Source organism: Streptococcus ruminantium (genome assembly GCF_003609975.1).
Lineage (GTDB): Bacteria > Bacillota > Bacilli > Lactobacillales > Streptococcaceae > Streptococcus > Streptococcus ruminantium.
Genome location: NZ_AP018400.1, coordinates 166,174 through 181,420, shown reverse-complemented (window position 1 = coordinate 181,420; position 15,247 = coordinate 166,174). Strand labels below are relative to the sequence as shown.

Sequence of the window (15,247 nt, the reverse complement as noted above, 5' to 3'; positions counted from 1 at the left end):
ATAATAAACAGTTCCGATCATTGGAAGTTTGGTACAATAAGCATGTCAGGAAGAGAGAAGGGATCCCCTCTCTTTCAAAAAAATAAATAAAGGAGTCGCACTCAATGTTAAAAAAAGTTCTATTAACGGGTTTATTGCTTGCAGCTATTACTATCACATCTGATTCAACAGCTCATGCTTATTCTTATGGTCTCGATGTAAATGATGTTATTAAGAGAGTAAATCTAACTAAAGACGATGACATCTCAAGGAGAGGATTTGAAGATGGCTTTTCTAAAAAAGGTATGAACGCAAGTGATTCCGTATTTCTTTACTATAGAGAACAATATGCAGAAGGTCAAAAAGCTAGAGAAGTCTACGATAAAGGGCAAGAAGATGGGTTTTATCATAGAAGATCTAATAATAAAGGCATTGAAAGAAAATTAAAAGATTTTTATAAATGGGGTTATAATAAAGGAGTAGAAAAAATCAGTAAACGCCTTTACTTTAAATAACAAAGCCATTTCCCAATTATTTATAAGTTAGTCAAAATGGGAAAATATGTTATTTAATGCTTTAGTGATTTTCATACTAACTATCTCAGACTAAAGCCAAACATCGTACAAGGTGTTTGGCTTTTTCTATTCAATTTTCGTAGACTATTACCATATTCCCAATGCTGCTTGTAATCCCAAGGTTAGTACCGTAATTCCAATCCAGCAGGCTAGACCAACTAGGAGAGCTGAGCGACCTTTTTTCAGTAGGTTGATGAGATTGGTTCGCAAGCCGATTGCTGCCATAGCCATACAGATGAAAAACTTGGATAGGTGTTTGAGAGGGGCAAATACCTCAGAACTGACACCGCATGCACTTGCCACTGTTGTCACCAAACTAGCTAAAATAAAATATAGGATAAAAGTCGGAAAGTTTGCCAAGAGCGACTTCCTGTCTGCGTTTACCGTCTTGCCACGGGTTTGCCAGATGGCCAAGCCTGTCGTAATAGGAATAATCGCTAAGGTGCGTGTCAACTTGACCATCACCGCAGTATCCAGAGTCTGACTCCCCAGTCCATGCAGCCCATCCCAAGTAGAAGCTGCTGCTGTCACCGAGGACGTATCATTGACCGCTGTTCCAGCGAACATCCCAAAGGCCTGACCTGAATCTGTCGAGAAACCGAGCCAGGTTGCCAAGCTGGGAAAAAGCAAGGCAGCTAGGATGTTAAACAAGAAGATAACGGAAATGGCCTGAGCTACTTCCTCATCATCTGCCTTGATAATCGGTGCGGTCGCCGCAATAGCTGAGCCTCCACAAATAGAAGTCCCTACACCAATCAGCGTTGCTAAATGCGCTGAGATTGGTAAGTATTTCCACATCAGAAAAGCCAAACACAAGGCTAGACTGATAGTAGAAAGAATAATCGGAAGCGATTGTTGTCCGACTGCAAAGACTACTGACAAATTTAGTCCAAATCCTAAGAAAACTACTGCATATTGTAGGAGCTTCTTGGAAGTAAAAGTCAAGCCTGACTGAAAGGTACTTTCTCTAGGTATATAGGGGTTTAAGAACAGGCCGATTAGGAGAGCTAAGACAGAACCACCCACTAACGGCAATAGTCCACCTAACCATTGCCCCAACAAAGCCAGTAAGAAGCAAAGTCCGACACCTTTGGTATTTTCTTTCATCAATAACTCCCTTCTAGAACCAGTACACACTTACTCATCTGTTTTTGATTTTCATTGAGTATGGTTATTTCATACATGCACTGGAGAACTATCTTCTCATTCTCTCATAATGATAACTGTTTTTCAACTCATACCATGATTCCACTCATATCGGCTAGGGAAAAATAGGTGTCTATACATCAAATCGTCTTCTAGAAAACAGACCCAGCAGGGATGCTGAGTCTGCGGATAGGGAGACTAAGATTGTTTCTCAAGAACCTTAATCCAAGAAGTAAAATCCTTATTTTCTCCAACATGGTCTCCGTGTTGAATAGACAATCCGGTATACATCAGTTGGCTGCCGGTGTAGGTAACCCCATCTACTTGGTAACGAGCTTCCGCATCTAGATCACACAAGCGAAGCCGGTCATAGGCAAGGTTTGCTGTCGTTAAACGACGATAGTAGCCGACGATCACTTGTTTCTCGTCTGAGGATTGAACCTGCCACGCTGTTACCTCTCCTTCAAATGGACTTTTAAGTCGTGTGAAAAGCCCTTGTTGGAAAACTTCTCTATAGGTTTTATAAAAGGTGATTTGCTCTCGTATAGCTTCTAGTTCCTCTTGATTGCATTCAAACAAATCAAGTTCGTAACCAAAACTGCCAAAAAAGGCAACATTCGCACGAGTAGCTAAAGGAGTAGAGCGTCCTAGTTGCTGGTTGGGACAGGCCGAAACATGACATCCCATGCTATTCAAGGGATAAACCATACTAGTGCCATATTGAATTTTCAAGCGTTCCATAGCATCCGTATCATCACTGGTCCAAGTTTGTGGTGCATAATAAAGCATTCCTGGATCAAATCTTGCTCCACCGCTGGAACAAGACTCAAAGAGAACTTTTGGAAAGGCTTCAAGCAAATTATCGTACAAACGATACAAATTGAGGATATAACGATGGAATATCTCGCCTTGACGGTCTGCTTCTCGTGTACAACTATAAACTTCTGTCATATAACGATTCATATCCCATTTGATATAATCAATCTCATGCTCTGATAAGAGGCGATGGAGTTGACTGTAGATATTTTGATAAACTTCTTCTCTTGATAAATCCAAGGTATACTGATGGCGACCATGTGACGGACTATGGCAAGGATGATGAAGAATCCAATCTGGATGCTCCTGATATAGATTACTATCCTTATTTACCATTTCAGGTTCAATCCACAGCCCAAACTGCATCCCCATAGCATGTATCTGCTCAATGATTCCCGTTAAGCCACTCGGCAGCTTTTCCCGATTGACTATCCAATCCCCTAAACCCGCTCGATCATGGTTGCGTTTCCCAAACCATCCATCATCCATGACGAATAATTCAACACCCAAATCTGAAGCTGCCTTGGCCAAAGAAATAATCTTTTCTTCATCAAAATCAAAATTCATGGCTTCCCAATTATTCAGTAGGACAGGTCGTTCCTGATCACGCCAGTAACCTCTTACCAAGTGCTTTTGGAAGAGACCATGATAGGTTTGACTCATACCATTCAAACCTTGGTCACTGTAAACCATGACGACTTCAGGAGTCTGAAAAACCTCTCCCTGCTCTAGTTTCCAAGAAAATCTCTCTGGATGAATCCCCATACTGACACGAACCTTTCGGAAGGAACTGACATCAACTTGGGCTAAGAAATTTCCGCTGTAAACCAGAGCAAAACCAAGCACCTCTCCTTGATGTTCGTCAGCAGTTGGGCGTTTTAGGGCCATAAAGGGATTGTGCTCAGCACTGCTTGCCCCTTTCAGACTATAAATAGATTGGCAGCCCTGATGCAGGGGAGATACTTGTACGTGTCGTTCCCTCCCCCAAGCTCCATCTAGATGAATCCAGTCATAGTCCATATCTGGTAGACAAAGAGTCAGGCTCAGAGCACGATTTAAACGAATAGATTCCTCTCCTAGCTGCTCAAAACGAGCTGAACGTGTAACCGCTGGATAATCTCTAAAAATCGTATAGGACAGGACTAGACGAGTTTGAGATTTCTTGTCCACCAAATAAATGTCTAAACTCTCTGCCTGACTATCCTCGTCTAAATAAAGATAAGGAAGGCCCTGCAAAACCGATCGGCCTGAATAGATGTTATGCCCTTGATAGACAAAATGTGACAAGGCACTACCATCTTTTTGCACTAATTCAAAGGCCGGCGAAAAATAATCTGTCGTCCCATAGCAAGCAAATTCTGGATTGGCATACTGGAGTGAGAAGGACGAGCCATCATCAACTAGAAATGATGTTAGCGCCCGATATTCATCCTCGCGGACATACTGATAGGAAACTGTCTCTGTCACTCGTTTTCCGTAGTACAGATTCCCAATATGACCGTTTGGCAATACCGTTAATACATAGCTGATAAAATCATTGTAAAGATGGAATTCCCTTGTCTCTTGATGAAAGATAATTCCCATTGTAGCCTCCTATAATTTTCCACCAGATGTGGCAATCCCTTGAATAAATTGCTTCTGAAATACCACGTAAAGAACAAGCATAGGCCAAATGGCCAAGACACTTGCTGCCATTAGTTGAGGATAATTAACCGCATAAGCACCTTGAATTTTAGAAAGGGCACTGGACAGAGTTGCTTTATCCGCTTCTGAGTTGATAATCAATGGCCACAACAAATCTTTAAAAGCAAACAGAGCCGTGAAAATCGCCAAGGCAATCAGACCAGACTTAGCCAAGGGTAACATCACCTTGAAAAAAGTTTGTCCAATATTACAGCCATCCAACTTAGCAGATTCTTCCAATTCTTTTGGAAGCCCCATGAAAAATTGACGTAACAGGAACGTTCCAAATGCACTGACCAGTCCCGGAAAGACTAAAGCAAAAATCGTATTGCGCATACCGAGTTGGTCAATCATCAAATACTGCGGAATGACAAATAATTGCGGCGGTACCATCATTTGGAAAAGGACCAGACCAAACAAGAAATCTCGTCCCGGAAATTCCAGTCGTGCAAAAGCGTAGGCTGCCATAGCAGAAAACATGACCGAGCTGAAGATTCGCCACAACATCATCAAAATCGTATTAACATAAAGAATAGGAAAGTTATTGGTTCGAATAGCTTCCGTATAGTTATTAACTATCCACTTACTTGGTAAAATTTGGAAGGGATTCATCTGAGTGGATTCTGTTACTGTTTTAAAAGATGTCAATACCATCCAGATAAAGGGGATAAGCATTCCCAATGCCACCATAATCAGAAAGACATGCATCCAGATAGTTGATTTAAAAGCCGAGTGTTTCACATGAACCTCCTTACTGGTAATGTACCCATTTTTTCTGTACCTTCATCTGAACAAAGGTAATCACAAGAATAATCAATAGTAAGAGCATGACGATAGTGGATCCATATCCCTTGTCTGAATACTTGAAGGAATTATTGTAAAATAGATAAACCAAAGACACCGTCTTATCATAAGCTGGACTACGAATGTCCTCCATCATATAAATCACATCAAATACCTGCATGGATTGAATGACACTAGTCACTACTACAAAGAAAAGAGTCGGAGAAACAAGTGGCAGGGTGATGGAGAAGAATTGCTTGATTGGACTGGCACCGTCGATACGAGCCGCCTCGTAGAAATCCGTAGGAATCTCTTGTAAACCTGCTAAAATCAAAATCATACTGTACCCGACTGTACTCCAAATTCCGATAAGAGCAATGGAATACAGAGCAATCTTAGGGTCCTCAATCCAGTTAACAGCTCCAAACCCCAAGCGGCGTAAAACATAGTTAATCAAACCAAAATCAGTATTATACAACCATCTCCAAACCATGGTTACAGCAGCTGGCGCCGCAACCATAGGTAGGAAAAAAATGGTCCGATAAACATGCTTACCTTTTATTTTGGAATTGAGTAGGACCGCCAACAACATAGCCAGTGCAACCGTAGCTGGAACGACCAAAATCGTATACTTCATGGTATTCCATGTCGCCTGCCATACCTGTGCATCTCCTAGCATCCGTTGGTAATTTGCTAGACCAACAAACATATCATTCTTCCCAAAATCCCCACTCTTGTGGAAACTCATCTTCATGGTTTGAAAAATGGGAATAATGTTGAGCACTATTAAACCAACAATTGTCGGTGCAACCATCGCCCAGCCCCAAATTGCCTCGTTTAAACTTCCCTTTTTCCGAAACATACTACCCATCCTTCTATTTTTATCAGCATACTCAATGAACATCAATATTAAGTGTAAAACACCACCAGAGATGACCCAAGCAAATCGTCAGACCGACTTCGATAGAAAACATAAGCTGTGCTCTCCATTTGCTTTTCATAGAGTATAAGAAGGTCCGGGGAAGAGATTTACTTCCCTAGACCTCCTGGCTATTTCTCAGTTGCTAATTCTGCATTCATCATATCTGCTGTTTCCTTGGCAGCAGCTTCTGTTGTTTTTTCACCAAGGTAGGCTGGTTTCAATAGTTCATAAGCCTTATCTTCCCACTTGATGGTTGATTGTGAATACGGACGGATCTGTGCATACTCCACCATATCCACGTAGTTCTTAATCGCAAAATTTTTATTTGACTCTACCCAAGTGTTGGCTGCGCCTTTGTAAGCTGAGATAGCTACACCCAAGGTCGCTTGCATTTCTTGAGCTTCTTTTGAGCTGAGATATTCAACCCACTTCCAAGCCGCTTCTGGATTCTTCGTTTTAGCAGAAATAGCATGCCCCAAACCATTAAAGATAGTTGCACGAGTTCCATCTGGTCCCTTCGGCAAGACAGCTACATCCGCATTTTTGCGAATATAGTCATTTGCAGTGAAGCCAGCTAAATTCCAAGAACCGAAGAGACTCATGGCAACTCGACCATTTTGGAAGACCTCAGCTCGCTCCTTATCCACTGTAATTGCCGGAGACAGCTTTTCTTTCACAAAGCTGAAATAATAATTTAAAGCTTCAATTGTCTTAGGATCATCATAACCTGATTTGAGATTGTCTGTGATTACCTTACCACCATTTTGATAGATAAAGTTGTAATAGCCTTCTTGATTGCTTAAACCAGCGCCAAAACCGTATTGACTACCGTCTTCTTTCGTTAACTTCTTGGCAACTTCTTTCAGCTTATTCCAATCCCAGGTATCATCTGGATAGGGAATACCTGCCTCATCAAATAATTTCTTATTGTACCAAAGACCAATCGTATCAAAGTCCTTCGGAATAGCATACTGCTTACCCTTGATATTGTAAATTTTGTTCAAACCGTCTGGAAAATTCGCTAACTTCGCATCCTCACTCTTAGCAAGATACTCATCCAGTGGGAGTAGCATATCATTAGCTCCATAGCGATGGATTTCATTTGAGTGCATCCAGAAAGTATCCGGCAACGAACCACCTGTAGCACCAGCTTCTAACATAGTCCAGTAAGAATCCCAGTCCGACACCTGAATATTGATTTTAATATTTGGATTCTTTTTCTCAAACTCATCTGCAATTTTTCTCAGTCCAGGCTCTTGACCTGAGTCCCAAATTGCATAGGACAATTCAGTTTTTCCAGAGCTACTTTCCTTCGTTGCACCACTAGACCCCTTAGAACTAGAGCAGGCTACCAAAAGACTAGCAGCTGCAACCAATGCTACATAGCGCCCACATTTCTTCATCGTAATACCCCTTTTCTTTTGTCGAATCATTCGACTTACGTTGTTTTCTAAGATAACTATACCATGTAAGTGATTTTTTATAGAATAGGAATATTTGACATCTTCTATATGATTTTGGGATATTTTCTAATTTTTCCAAATAAAATGTCACATTTGCATATAAATATGCTATACTGATTGTAAGCCTTTACAAAAAATGTGGGGAGATAGGGAGAATTACTGATGGCGATACAACCTGAGTTTTACGTTTTTAACAATCGTTCTTACGTCGACTTTTATCCTATCCAATTTGGCATGGAAGCCTGTCAACCGCTTCATTCATTTGGTCCAACCATGAAACAACACTATCTGTTCCATTATGTTATCTCCGGATCAGGAACTTTTTACGATACTTCTAACCAGAGAGACTACCCTCTAAAAGCTGGACAAGGCTTCCTCATCTCACCAGATACTATCTGTAGCTATCAGGCAGACGAGCAAAACCCTTGGACATACATTTGGATTGAATTTGATGGATTGAAAACAGAACACTTTCTGCGTCAGGCTGGGCTTTCAAAGGAACAACCCATCTTTTCACAAAGGGACACCCCAACTACCAGCCCAGTCTATTATGAGATGAAACAGATTCTCGCACTGCATCATCAGAAAAGTGCACTTCTTCTTGGTCATCTCTATCTATTTATTTCCTCCTTGATAGACTGCTCGTTAACAAAAACGAGCAGTAGACATGATGAAAATAAGGAATTTTATATTCGTGAGGCCATCAATTTTGTGGAACGAAACTATGAAAAAGCTATCTCCGTTGATGATTTGGCACAATTTTGCAACCTCAATCGCCACTATTTCAGTCGGCTGTTCAAAGAACAAATGAACATCTCTCCGCAGCAGTTCATCATTCAATATCGTTTAAGCGAGGCCTGTGAACTCCTGAAAAACACTAACAAGACCTTGCAGGAAATCGCTGAAGAAATCGGTTATTCCAATCAATTCAATTTCTCAACTGCCTTTAAGAGACACTATCAAATGTCCCCAAATCGCTGGCGAAAGATTCATAAATAAACCTCTTACGATTGCACGACCGTAAGAGGTTGTTTTTATCCTTTTGTTAAATATAAACGCCAGAGAATGAGGGTACAAATGATTAAAGTACACCCAGTTCAATGTTATTTTCATAAACTATAGGCTCTCAAAAGCCAAACTTGGTTTGGCATTCAAGTCCCAGCCTGCAACATTCTTCCTATTGTACTCACTAACCGCCGCTAAGGCAATCATACCTGCATTGTCGCCACAGAGACGAAGCGGTGGGATGATAACCTCTACATCTGTCATTTCCGCTGCCAGACGTTCTCGCAAGCCTTGATTGGCTGCTACACCACCTGCTACGACCAAGGTTTTCACAGGGTATCGTTCCAGTGCTTTCTTGGTCTTGGCCATAAGAATATCCAAAACACAGGCTTGGAAAGAAGCAGACAGGTTCGCCTTGGATAATACCTCCCCTTTTTGTTGGGCATTGTGGTAGAGATTGATAAAGGCCGATTTGAGACCAGAGAATGAAAATTCCAGATTATCTTCCTTAATCATAGCACGAGGGAAGTCATAAATATCTTTCCCCTCACGGGCCAGCTCATCAATAACCCGACCTGCCGGATAGGAAAGCCCCATCACTCGCCCCACCTTATCATAAGCCTCACCGACTGCATCATCTCGCGTTTCACCGATAATCTTATAGTCACCTGCCTCTGACACATAGACTAACTCTGTATGCCCACCGCTGACCAAGAGTGCTAGAAGTGGAAATTCCAACTCCTTTACCGCACGCGCCGCCATTAAGTGTCCTGCCATGTGGTTAACCGGAATCAGGGGTAGACCATTGGCCCAAGCAAAAGCTTTAGCTGCTGAAAGACCGACCAAGAGCGCTCCAACCAGACCCGGTCCATAAGTCACCGCTACAGCTGTCAATTCTCCAGCAGTTACCCCTGCCTCCAGCAAGGCCTCATCAATACAGGCCGTAATCACCTCCACATGGTGGCGACTAGCTACCTCTGGTACCACACCACCAAAACGCTGGTGGCTGGAAATTTGGCTAGCAATTACATTGGACAACAGTTCCGCTTCATTGCGTAAAACAGCCACTGAGGTCTCATCACAAGAAGTCTCAATCGCCAAAATCAATCTATCTTTCATCACGTTCTCTCTTCATTATCACTGCATCCTCGATAGGATAACGGTAATAGCTCTTTCGTTTTCCTATTTTAGTAAAATGTTGGCGTGTATAGAGGGACTGAGCTGCTAAGTTGGACTCCCTCACTTCGAGAAAGATGTCCCCTTCCCATTCCATCACACAAGCCAACAGGAGACTAGCAATTCCCCGCCTCTGAAAATTAGTCTTGACAGCAATCTGCAAAATTTCCATTTCATCCAACACCGTCTGAACAGCCAGAAAACCAACCACCTCTTGACCTGCATAAGCTAGATAATAGTAGGTATGCTCCCCTGCCATATCCAATCGAATCTGCTCCAAAGTCCAAGGAGATACCTGATAAACACAAGCCATGACAGCGTAAATTTCTGCCGCTAAATCTACTTGCCTATCGTATTGCCTAATCTCTATCATACACGTTTAATATAGCTTTCTGAACCTGCTTCATTGTCCCTGAGCCAATTTTCCTCTGCTTCAACTCGCTTGAGATAATTCGGCTCAAAATTCATCACATCAACCGCTGGCAAGTCCTTTCCAAGCAGGGCTATCTGATAGGCCGATGGAAAACTAGCTTGACAGGTTGCCGCTGGCAACGCTTCATCAATCTGTGTGACAAAGTTTGTCACCTCTCCCACAAAAGTAAGGTTTTCTCTAGCTGACAAACTAGTTATCAATTCCTCAAAAGACCAATACTTATCCGCTTCTACCGCTCTGCCATTTTCATAAATACCTGCATAAACATGGTTACGGCGGGCGTCAATGAGGGGAACCACCAAACCAGAAAGCCCCGGAGGTACCAAGGCATAAAGGCTAGAGATTCCCACCAGCTCAATCTTTAAGGTATAAGCTAGGGTTTTAGCAGTTGCTACCGCTACTCGGAGACCTGTGTACGAACCAGGTCCCTGTGCCACGATGATTCTATCCAAGTCTTTTGGTATCCACCCCACCTGTTCCATCAAAAAATCAATAACAGGCATCAGGCTGATACTATGATTTTTCTTGATGGTCAGGAGGGTCTCCGCCCGCAAACGGTCATCCTCCACCAAAGCCACAGACAAGGCCTGATTGGAGCTATCTAAAGCTAAAATTTTCATGGTTTTCTCTTTCTATACAATGCTACCCCCTATTGTAAGCTATCTTGGGGAATTTTTCAAATAATGGAAAAGCCTGAGATAACTATTTCCCAGTCCCTTCTATTTCTCTCCTCTTTTCAATTCCAATACTTGATTATACCGAATATCGTCATCAATATGATGAGCAATTTCTACTATCATGATTGGCAAGAAATGTAAAAGCTGACGAACAGCCTTACCATTTTTCTCATCCAAGGCTGCCGTAACCTCATCCGCCAAAAGAACATCCTTTTTCCGCAAGAGGAAGCGTGCAATTTCTAAACGAACTCGCTAACCACCTGAGATATTTTCGCCATTATTCTCTACTTTTTACATTAAGAATATCTGTAAATTCATTCAGCAAGCCAACCGAATTGATAAGTATTTTTTTCAAATAATCTCTATACTTTCTTAAATTTCGGTAACTCGTAGATTCATTCTTCAGCTCAGATAATAAACTAACGATCATATTGTCATTCAACAACATTTGAGCATTTAAAAACAAATACAACTCAAAACTCATCCATTCCTCAATGGCAAATAGATAATCAGCGAGAAACTTCTTATCCTCCTCGTCAAAATGATCTCCCCCATCCAAAGCAACAAGTGCTACCTTAATGACAATTCCATTTAGTCTTGCATAGAGGGACCCTCGGCTTTCAAAAGGTCTGATCCAAACAATGCCAACAACCCCTCCCTATCTTGCTAGTAATACAGATCCGAAATTAGATTGGCTAGTTCGATATGTGGCGCTTCTTTATAACCATGATACTTATAGGTAAATTCCTCCATGGTCATGTTGATGCCCTCAACTGCCAGTATCAATTTGTCTGCTGCCAACATAGACTTACCTGACTCAAAGTGCGACAACTGAGCCATCGTAAACTCTCCACCGACGACATCTTTTTGCTTAACCAATCAAGAACGACGAAGTTCGCTATAAAACTCACCTAGACCTACTTGCGGTACGTTTTCCATGGCCCTCTCCTTTTTATTTAGTAACCGAAAATACCACTTACATTTATCATAATAACGAATAATATTTTTGTCAACTTTGTATATCAATCACAATCCTTGACTTCTTTTTTCTGAAAACCATTACACCTTTCATTTCCCTATCAATTCCTTTTACCAATACCATTTTTATGATATAATAAGGAGTAATAATTAGACTGAAGAAATCGACAACTCAAGAAAATTGAATAACAACTACCAAACAGATTGACTGTTTGGGGCTTTTTTCGTAGTTGCCAGTCAAAAGAAAGGAACTATACCACACATGATTTACAAAGTATTCTATCAAGAATCAAAAATTAGCCCTCGACGCGAACAAACACGCGCACTCTACCTAGACATCGATGCTCCATCAGAATTAGAAGGTCGGATCATTGCCCGCGAATTAGTTGAAACAAATCGCCCAGAATACAACATTGAATTTATTGACCTCTTATCAGACAATCACCTTGAATACGAGAAAGAGCATGCAGATTTCAAAATTACGGAGTTTTAATTCATGTCATCAGTTAATCTAAAACCTCATGAAGTTGGTGTTTTCGCCATCGGTGGTTTGGGTGAGATCGGGAAAAATACCTACGGTATCGAATACAAGAATGAAATTATCATTGTCGATGCAGGCATCAAGTTCCCAGAAGATGACCTATTAGGTATCGACTACGTTATCCCGGACTACTCCTACATCGTTGAAAATCTAGACCGTATCAAATGCCTAGTCATTACCCACGGACACGAAGACCATATCGGTGGTATCCCATTCTTGCTCAAGCAAGCCAATATCCCTATCTATGCCGGTCCGCTTGCCCTTGCTCTTATTCGCGGCAAATTAGAAGAACATGGTCTACTGCGTGACGCATCTTTGCATGAAATCAACCACAACACCGAACTGACCTTTAAACACCTAAAAGTCACCTTCTTCCGGACCACCCACTCTATCCCCGAACCACTCGGTATCGTCATTGACACCCCTCAGGGAAAAATTGTTTGTACTGGTGACTTCAAGTTTGACCTGACACCCGTTGGAGAGCCCGCTGACTTGCACCGCATGGCAGCGCTTGGAGAAGAAGGGGTGCTCTGCCTCTTATCCGACTCAACCAACGCAGAAATTCCAACCTTTACCAATTCAGAAAAGGTGGTCGGTCAATCCATCATGAAACTGATCGAAGGTATCCACGGACGTATCATCTTTGCCTCTTTTGCCTCCAACATTTTCCGACTCCAACAAGCAGCAGATGCAGCGGTTAAAACTGGACGTAAAATTGCAGTTTTTGGTCGTTCTATGGAGAAAGCTATCGCTAACGGTATTGAACTAGGCTACATCAAGGTTCCCAAACATACCTTCATCGAACCAAACGAAATCAAAGAATACCCAGCCAGCGAGATTATGATTCTCTGTACAGGGAGTCAGGGCGAACCGATGGCGGCTCTATCACGTATTGCTCATGGCACACACCGCCAGGTTCAACTCCAGCCAGGAGATACCGTTATCTTCTCATCTAGCCCTATTCCGGGAAATACCACAGGAGTAAACAAACTCATCAATATCTTGATTGAAGCTGGTGTTGATGTTATCCACGGTAAAATCAATAACATTCATACATCCGGACACGGTGGCCAACAAGAACAAAAACTCATGTTGCGCCTCATCAAGCCAAAATACTTCATGCCTGTACATGGTGAATACCGCATGCAAAAAATCCATGCTGGTCTGGCAGTAGATACTGGTGTTCCAAAAGATAACATTTTCATCATGGAAAACGGAGATGTGCTAGCTCTCACAAAGAACTCTGCACGAATTGCTGGTCAATTCAACGCTCAGGACATCTACGTTGACGGAAACCGTATCGGTGAAATCGGTGCTGCTGTCCTCAAAGATCGTCGCGATTTGTCAGAAGACGGTGTCGTTCTAGCTGTTGCAACCGTTGACTTCCAGTCTAAAATGATTTTGGCAGGCCCAGACATCCTCAGTCGTGGTTTTATCTATATGAGAGAATCTGGCGATCTCATTCGCGAAAGCCAACGCGTCCTCTTTAACGCCATCCGTATCGCTATGAGAAACAAAGATGCCAATATTCAAACGGTCAACGGTGCAATCGTCAATGCCCTACGTCCATTCCTCTACGAAAAAACAGAACGTGAGCCGATTATTATTCCCATGCTCCTCACACCAGATCGTTAACGAAAAAGATTGAAGAAGCCTTTCTGTGCACCCTTCAATCTTTTTTATTTTCCATAAAAAAGAAGCCTGTCGGCCTCTTCTTAGTACAAATCTAAATAATTATCAATTTCCCATTGTGAGACGTAGGTTGCGTAACTCGCCCATTCAATTTTCTTCGCTTCTACAAAGTTTATGTAGATATGTTCTCCCAAGGCTGCACGCACCACTTCATCCTCACGAAGAGCTTTCAAGGCGTTGTGGAGTGTTGACGGAAGATCTGTAATTCCGACTTCATGGCGTTCTTCATCGGACATAGCATAAATATTTGACTCTACCGGTGCTGGCGCTTCAAGCTTGTGTTCAATCCCATGCAAACCAACTTCTAAGAGGACAGCCATCGCCAAGTAGGGATTGGCTGTCGGATCGACCGAACGCAATTCCAAACGTGTTCCCATACCACGCGAAGCTGGAACACGTACCAAAGGCGATCGGTTTTTACCTGCCCAAGCAATATAGACAGGAGCTTCAAACCCCGGAACCAAGCGCTTGTAGGAGTTGACTGTCGGATTTGTAATCGCAGTATAATTGTAAGCGTGCTGAATCAAGCCACCAAGGAAATGATAGGCTGTCTCTGATAATTGCATACCACGTGGATCTTCCGGGTCAAAGAAGGCATTATTCCCCTCTTTATCAAACAAAGACATATTACAGTGCATACCAGAACCTGCAATACCAAACTTAGGCTTCGCCATAAAGGTTGCATACAGACCATGCTTGCGGGCAATCGTTTTTACAACCAATTTGAAAATCTGGATATTATCACAAGCCTTCAAAACGTCCGCATACTTAAAGTCAATTTCATGCTGCCCAACAGCTACCTCATGATGGCTCGCTTCTACTTCAAAGCCCATCTCTGTCAACACATTAACAATCTCACGACGGGTATTATCTGCAAGATCTGTTGGTGCCAGATCAAAGTACCCACCCTTGTCGTTCACTTCAAGTGTTGGATTGCCTTGCTCGTCCATCTTAAAGAGGAAAAATTCTGGCTCTGGTCCAAGGTTAAAGGATGAAAAACCAACTTCTTCCATGTGGCGAAGAGATTTTTTCAAGTTCCCACGAGGGTCACCTGCAAACGGCTTCCCTTCTGTTGTATAAATATCACAAATCAACCCTGCTACACGACCATTTTCATCACCCCAAGGGAAGATAGTCCAAGTGTTCAGGTCAGGGTAAAGATACATATCTGATTCATTGATACGAACGAACCCCTCAATAGATGAACCATCAAACATCACCTTGTTTGATAGAACCTTATCTACCTGCTCATCGGTTGCCGGAATTTCTACGTTTTTCATTACTCCCATAATATCTGTAAACATTAGACGCAGGAAGGTAACATTTTTCTCTTTTATATCACGCTGGATGTCCGCTACTGTAAATGCCATTGTTTTCT

15 protein-coding genes and 1 pseudogene are annotated in these 15,247 nt (G+C 42.2%); 4 read left to right on the top strand and 12 right to left on the bottom strand.

Annotated elements, in window-relative coordinates; translation table 11 throughout:
* The first annotated feature begins 104 nt into the window (after window positions 1–104).
* Complete coding sequence (locus SR187_RS01045) at window positions 105–494, top strand: hypothetical protein (RefSeq protein WP_120171237.1); 390 nt, start codon at window positions 105–107, stop codon at window positions 492–494.
* A gap of 147 nt (window positions 495–641) precedes the next feature.
* Here the strand turns inward: SR187_RS01045 and SR187_RS01040 are convergent, their stop codons facing one another.
* The 5 genes from SR187_RS01040 to SR187_RS01020 form a co-directional block, all read right to left on the bottom strand.
* Window positions 642–1,661, bottom strand: a complete 1,020-nt coding sequence (locus SR187_RS01040) for a YeiH family protein (protein WP_032537859.1) — start codon at window positions 1,659–1,661, stop codon at window positions 642–644.
* A 237-nt stretch (window positions 1,662–1,898) separates the two neighbouring features.
* Window positions 1,899–4,100 carry an alpha-galactosidase gene (locus SR187_RS01035; protein ID WP_120171236.1) on the bottom strand — a complete coding sequence of 734 codons (2,202 nt, stop codon included), beginning with the start codon at window positions 4,098–4,100 and terminating at the stop codon, window positions 1,899–1,901.
* A 9-nt stretch (window positions 4,101–4,109) separates the two neighbouring features.
* Window positions 4,110–4,940, bottom strand: coding sequence for a carbohydrate ABC transporter permease (locus SR187_RS01030; RefSeq protein WP_120171235.1), 831 nt, complete (start codon window positions 4,938–4,940; stop codon window positions 4,110–4,112).
* A gap of 10 nt (window positions 4,941–4,950) precedes the next feature.
* Window positions 4,951–5,844 carry a carbohydrate ABC transporter permease gene (locus SR187_RS01025; RefSeq protein ID WP_120171234.1) on the bottom strand — a complete coding sequence of 298 codons (894 nt, stop codon included), beginning with the start codon at window positions 5,842–5,844 and terminating at the stop codon, window positions 4,951–4,953.
* Window positions 5,845–6,032: 188 nt separating this feature from the next.
* Window positions 6,033–7,307: a sugar ABC transporter substrate-binding protein gene (locus SR187_RS01020; protein WP_120171233.1), complete on the bottom strand. Its 1,275-nt coding sequence runs from the start codon at window positions 7,305–7,307 to the stop codon at window positions 6,033–6,035.
* 222 nt (window positions 7,308–7,529) lie between these two features.
* Between SR187_RS01020 and SR187_RS01015 the strand changes: the two genes are divergently transcribed.
* Window positions 7,530–8,366, top strand: coding sequence for an AraC family transcriptional regulator (locus SR187_RS01015; protein WP_024531825.1), 837 nt, complete (start codon window positions 7,530–7,532; stop codon window positions 8,364–8,366).
* Between the two features lie 117 nt (window positions 8,367–8,483).
* Here SR187_RS01015 and tsaD read toward each other — a convergent pair whose 3' ends face one another.
* The 6 genes and pseudogenes from tsaD to SR187_RS09890 form a co-directional block, all read right to left on the bottom strand.
* Window positions 8,484–9,491 carry a tRNA (adenosine(37)-N6)-threonylcarbamoyltransferase complex transferase subunit TsaD gene (gene tsaD, locus SR187_RS01010; protein ID WP_120171232.1) on the bottom strand — a complete coding sequence of 336 codons (1,008 nt, stop codon included), beginning with the start codon at window positions 9,489–9,491 and terminating at the stop codon, window positions 8,484–8,486.
* Complete coding sequence (rimI, locus tag SR187_RS01005; RefSeq protein ID WP_120171231.1) at window positions 9,481–9,921, bottom strand: ribosomal protein S18-alanine N-acetyltransferase; 441 nt, start codon at window positions 9,919–9,921, stop codon at window positions 9,481–9,483. Before rimI ends, tsaD begins: the two co-directional genes overlap by 11 nt.
* A complete protein-coding gene (gene tsaB / locus SR187_RS01000; RefSeq protein ID WP_120171230.1) occupies window positions 9,918–10,601 on the bottom strand; it encodes a tRNA (adenosine(37)-N6)-threonylcarbamoyltransferase complex dimerization subunit type 1 TsaB in 684 nt (227 codons plus the stop codon). Before tsaB ends, rimI begins: the two co-directional genes overlap by 4 nt.
* Before the next feature lie 99 nt (window positions 10,602–10,700).
* A pseudogene (locus SR187_RS10225) lies at window positions 10,701–10,946 on the bottom strand (ATP-binding cassette domain-containing protein); the annotation flags it as partial.
* Complete coding sequence (locus SR187_RS00990) at window positions 10,936–11,217, bottom strand: Rgg family transcriptional regulator (RefSeq protein WP_231996438.1); 282 nt, start codon at window positions 11,215–11,217, stop codon at window positions 10,936–10,938. The pseudogene SR187_RS10225 and the gene SR187_RS00990, both read right to left, overlap by 11 nt.
* 107 nt (window positions 11,218–11,324) lie before the next feature.
* The gene (locus SR187_RS09890) at window positions 11,325–11,498 is read right to left on the bottom strand and encodes a hypothetical protein (protein WP_155963954.1); all 174 of its coding nucleotides are present in this window, start codon (window positions 11,496–11,498) and stop codon (window positions 11,325–11,327) included.
* A 400-nt stretch (window positions 11,499–11,898) separates the two neighbouring features.
* Between SR187_RS09890 and SR187_RS00985 the strand changes: the two genes are divergently transcribed.
* Window positions 11,899–12,129 (top strand): DNA-dependent RNA polymerase subunit epsilon, encoded by a 231-nt coding sequence (locus SR187_RS00985; protein WP_024531831.1) that lies wholly within the window; start codon window positions 11,899–11,901, stop codon window positions 12,127–12,129.
* A gap of 3 nt (window positions 12,130–12,132) precedes the next feature.
* Window positions 12,133–13,812 carry a ribonuclease J1 gene (gene rnjA / locus SR187_RS00980; protein ID WP_024531832.1) on the top strand — a complete coding sequence of 560 codons (1,680 nt, stop codon included), beginning with the start codon at window positions 12,133–12,135 and terminating at the stop codon, window positions 13,810–13,812.
* 80 nt (window positions 13,813–13,892) lie between these two features.
* On the opposite strand, the gene glnA is transcribed toward rnjA, so the two are convergent.
* Window positions 13,893–15,239, bottom strand: a complete 1,347-nt coding sequence (gene glnA, locus SR187_RS00975; RefSeq protein ID WP_024531833.1) for a type I glutamate--ammonia ligase — start codon at window positions 15,237–15,239, stop codon at window positions 13,893–13,895.
* Window positions 15,240–15,247: the final 8 nt, after the last annotated feature.